Origin of the sequence: Alkalihalobacterium alkalinitrilicum (assembly GCF_002019605.1) — a bacterium.
Taxonomy (GTDB): Bacteria; Bacillota; Bacilli; order Bacillales; family Bacillaceae_F; genus Alkalihalobacterium; species Alkalihalobacterium alkalinitrilicum.
This window is the reverse complement of sequence record NZ_KV917368.1, coordinates 3424582-3428309: the sequence shown is the minus strand read 5'-3', so window position 1 is coordinate 3428309 and position 3728 is coordinate 3424582. Positions and strand designations below refer to the sequence as shown.

The following is a 3728-nucleotide window of genomic DNA, read 5'->3' as shown; positions in this document are numbered from 1 at the left end:
CCGTATCTCCTTCGAAACAAATCATTTGATTTGGAAGGACCAGATGGCTAATATATTAATATCGGGAATTACCGATTTGGCATGATGCTTTCAGATCATCTATCCAGCTTCCATTGGGATAGTGATAATTGATATAGAAAGAGGCAAATGACATTGAAGCAGGAATTGGAACGCTTAAATGATGAACAAGCCGTTGAAATTTTTAAGGCATTGTCGAACCAGACGAGGGTGAGCATTCTTCAAATGTTAAAAGATCCCGACAGTCATTTTTCACCGCAAGCCCATATTATTGCTGATGAAGGATTTGAAGGCGGGGTTTGCGTAGGGGATATCCGAAGCAAGTCGGGGATTTCGCAATCCACAACTTCACAGTATTTATCGATTTTGCTGCAAAGCGGACTCGTTGAAATAAAGCGAATCGGACAATGGACATATTATCGCCGTAATGAGGAGACAATTAAAAAGTTCGAAAAATACATTGGTACAAAAATATAAGGAGAATTGAAGTGAGTTTATTACAGCATCGAGCATATAACAGGTTGTACCAAAAGGATAAAATGACGCTTGGTTTTGCGATTCCGACGGCAAGGATGTCCAAATATCCGATTATGGAAAATCAACTGACGCTTGCCCGCAAAATTGAAGACCATGGTTTCGCGGCATTGTGGCTTCGGGACGTTACGATTCAGAATTTGAATGTTGATGATAATGGTCAAATGTTTGATGTATGGATTTATTTGACCTATCTTGCGGTCCATACCAAGGATATTGCACTTGGGACGGCTAGTGTGGTCCTCCCTCTGCGCCATCCTGTCAGAGTTGCAAAGGAAGCATCATCTATTGATCGGTTGTTTCCCGAACGGCTGATCATGGGAGTAGCTTCAGGAGACCGGGATAAAGATTTCACAGCTTTGGGAATATCCAAGCTCGAAAGTGGAAGGCTGTTTAAAAAGAATTATGCATTCCTTGAACGGCTGTTAAAGGAGGACAGTCCGACAATCAACAGCGATTTAGGCGTCATCGATGGAACGGATATGAGAATGATCCCAAAGCCTTTTTCTTCGATTCCGACCATGGTGACAGGATTCAGCAATCAATCGATTGAATGGATCGCCCAGAATGGGGACGGCTGGATTCATTACCCGAGGATTATCTCACAACAAACTCAATTGATTAACGAGTATCGCGAGTTGTCGGAAATTCACTCCCCAGGAGTGTTTAAACCTTTCACTCAGACTTTATTTATCGATTTATCGGAAAATCCCGATGAGTTTCCTGTTCCAATTCCTTTAGGATTTCGCGTAGGGCGCAAACAGTTATTAGAAATTTTATATCAATTTCAATCCATTGGGGTCAATCACCTGGCATTTGTATTGTATTTTTCAAAGCGCCCTCCCGAGGAAGTCATACAGGAGCTTGGAGAGTTTGTGCGGCCTTACTTTCCGACTCATGAAATTCCAGTAGGACATTAGTTTTTAATAAAATTGGATAAGGGAAGAAGATGAACTTATGTCTAAACATGCAATTAAACTAAACGAAATTCCATTCTCGGTGCTGGATCTTTCACCGATAACAGCCGGAAGTACTCCTGCTGATTCTTTCCGCCATACATTGGAACTCGCACAGCATGCTGAAAAACTTGACTACAACCGTTTTTGGCTCGCTGAACACCACAATATGCCGTTTATCGCCAGTTCCGCCACTTCTGTGTTGATGTCCCGTGTGGCAGCCGGTACATCACAAATCCGGATTGGTTCAGGAGGAATCATGCTGCCGAATCACGCTCCGCTCGTCATCGCTGAGCAGTTTGGCACTCTTGAATCCTTATATCCTGGGCGAATTGACCTTGGTCTGGGGCGGGCACCGGGTACAGATCAGGGGACCGCTCGTGCATTGAGACGCGACTTGGGAAGTACCGGAGATGACTTTCCTGAGCAATTAGCGGAACTCCGCGGTTACTTTGATCCATCCTTGGCCCAAGGAAACCCTATAAAAGCGATTCCAGGTGAAGGTTTGAATATTCCAATCTGGCTGCTAGGTTCAAGCGGTTTCAGTGCGCAGCTGGCCGGAGAACTGGGTTTACCATTTGCGTTTGCCGCCCATTTCTCGCCACTTAACACTCTGGGTGCTCTACAGATCTATCGCAAGGTGTTTAAGCCTTCGAATGTTCTCGATAAGCCGTATGCGATGGTGGCATTGAATATCATTGCAGCAGAAACGGATAAAGAGGCAAAACTCCTTTTCACAACCCTGCAGCAGCAATTTTTGAATCTGATGAGCGGAAACCTTACACAGCTTCAACCACCGGTAGATGACATATCCGAAGTGGCCAGCAGCTACCAATTAAAGGCTCTCGAGCAGCAATTAGGCACATCGATTGTTGGCAGCCAGCAGACGATAAAGGACAAGCTGCATACATTTTTGGAGGAGAGCCAGGCTGATGAAATCATGGCCATTGCCCAAGTTTACGACCACAAAGCTCGCCTGCATTCATACGATCTTCTGGCAGAAATTACAAAAAGCAGAAGGTGAAAAGGAGGACATCAGCAAGGAAATCTTCTTTGATGATTTTTTAAGACATTGAATATGGATAAAACCGTAGATCAGGTTATAAGGTTGTTTACAGGATTCCTTAATTAAAAAGAAAAAAGTTGTTAGAATAGGAGATAATGATATGAACTGTAAAATTAACCGAAATGCTGCTAAAGTGCTGAAACAAATGTTAGAAAGTGAAGAGGCTGAAGGGAAAATGGTTCGTGTGTACGTTACACTAGAGCATGGGGACCATGCCCATTATGATGTAAAACTTGATACGCCCACGGACCATGATGAAATTGTGAAAACAGACAAAGGCATTGATGTTTTACTTGATAAAAGGGAACCGTTTTTAGATGGGGTTTGGATCAAGTATTTCTATGTGCCGCAAGCAGGATTTGACATCACGAATTCTTCCAAAGGGCATCACCATCATTAAACACGTGACAGAGCGATACTAAATGTTTTTATATCCTCATATATCTAGCAGTAACATATACTAAACACGGTAGATTACTTGTATTTATTGTGATAAATGAGAATAATACCAACGATGCTTTTACAAATTCAAGGGGGCTTATCATGATGAGCAAAAAAATCGCTACACTAATAACAGACTTATTTGAAGATGTAGAATTCACAGAACCAGCACAGGCATTTAAAGATGCCGGTCATCAAGTGATCACAATCGACATACAGGCTGGAAAAGATATTACTGGTAAAAAAGGTGAAACAGTAAAAATAGATAAAGGAATCGGGGAAGTTAATCCTCAAGACTTTAATGCTTTACTAATCCCTGGCGGCTTCTCTCCTGATTTATTACGTGAAGATGACCGTTTTGGTGAATTCGCAAAAGCATTTATACAAGAAGGTAAACCTGTTTTTGCCATTTGCCATGGTCCACAAGTATTAATTGATACAGACCTATTAAAAGGCGTCGACATAACAGGTTTCAAATCAATAAGGAACGATCTCAAAAATGCAGGTGCTAACTACAAAGATGAAGAAGTTGTGGTAAGCAATAATATTGTAACAAGCCGTGTTCCGGATGACATTCCTGCCTTTAATCGTGAATCCTTAAAATTATTAGCTGAATAATAGGTACTGAATAGTATCGTTTTAGAAATAAATTTTACAATGAATGATCAATACAAAAAAGGTTTTAAGAAGGAAGGGTTTTACTATGTCATTAA

5 protein-coding genes are annotated in these 3728 nt (G+C 41.6%); all 5 read left to right on the top strand.

Annotated features, from left to right (window positions below; all coding sequences use genetic code 11):
* Positions 1-243 precede the first annotated feature (243 nt).
* The 5 genes from BK574_RS16505 (at position 244) to BK574_RS16485 (ending at position 3633) form a co-directional block, all read left to right on the top strand.
* A complete protein-coding gene (locus BK574_RS16505; RefSeq protein ID WP_420796996.1) occupies positions 244-495 on the top strand; it encodes an ArsR/SmtB family transcription factor in 252 nt (83 codons plus the stop codon).
* An 11-nt stretch (positions 496-506) separates the two neighbouring features.
* Complete coding sequence (locus tag BK574_RS16500) at positions 507-1472, top strand: TIGR03571 family LLM class oxidoreductase (RefSeq protein ID WP_078429356.1); 966 nt, start codon at positions 507-509, stop codon at positions 1470-1472.
* Between the two features lie 37 nt (positions 1473-1509).
* Positions 1510-2532, top strand: coding sequence for an LLM class flavin-dependent oxidoreductase (locus BK574_RS16495; RefSeq protein WP_078429355.1), 1023 nt, complete (start codon positions 1510-1512; stop codon positions 2530-2532).
* Between the two features lie 142 nt (positions 2533-2674).
* Positions 2675-2974 carry a heme biosynthesis protein HemY gene (locus BK574_RS16490; protein WP_078429353.1) on the top strand — a complete coding sequence of 100 codons (300 nt, stop codon included), beginning with the start codon at positions 2675-2677 and terminating at the stop codon, positions 2972-2974.
* Between the two features lie 146 nt (positions 2975-3120).
* Positions 3121-3633, top strand: a complete 513-nt coding sequence (locus BK574_RS16485; protein WP_078430900.1) for a type 1 glutamine amidotransferase domain-containing protein — start codon at positions 3121-3123, stop codon at positions 3631-3633.
* The last annotated feature ends 95 nt before the right edge of the window (positions 3634-3728 follow it).

Excerpts from the sequence above, each read along its gene's own strand:
- BK574_RS16505 (WP_420796996.1), top strand. The coding sequence starts at position 244 with ATGTTAAAAGATCCCGACAGTCATTTTTCACCGCAAGCCCATATTATT.
- BK574_RS16495 (WP_078429355.1), top strand. The coding sequence starts at position 1,510 with ATGTCTAAACATGCAATTAAACTAAACGAAATTCCATTCTCGGTGCTG.
- BK574_RS16490 (WP_078429353.1), top strand. The coding sequence starts at position 2,675 with ATGAACTGTAAAATTAACCGAAATGCTGCTAAAGTGCTGAAACAAATG.
- BK574_RS16485 (WP_078430900.1), top strand. The coding sequence starts at position 3,121 with ATGAGCAAAAAAATCGCTACACTAATAACAGACTTATTTGAAGATGTA.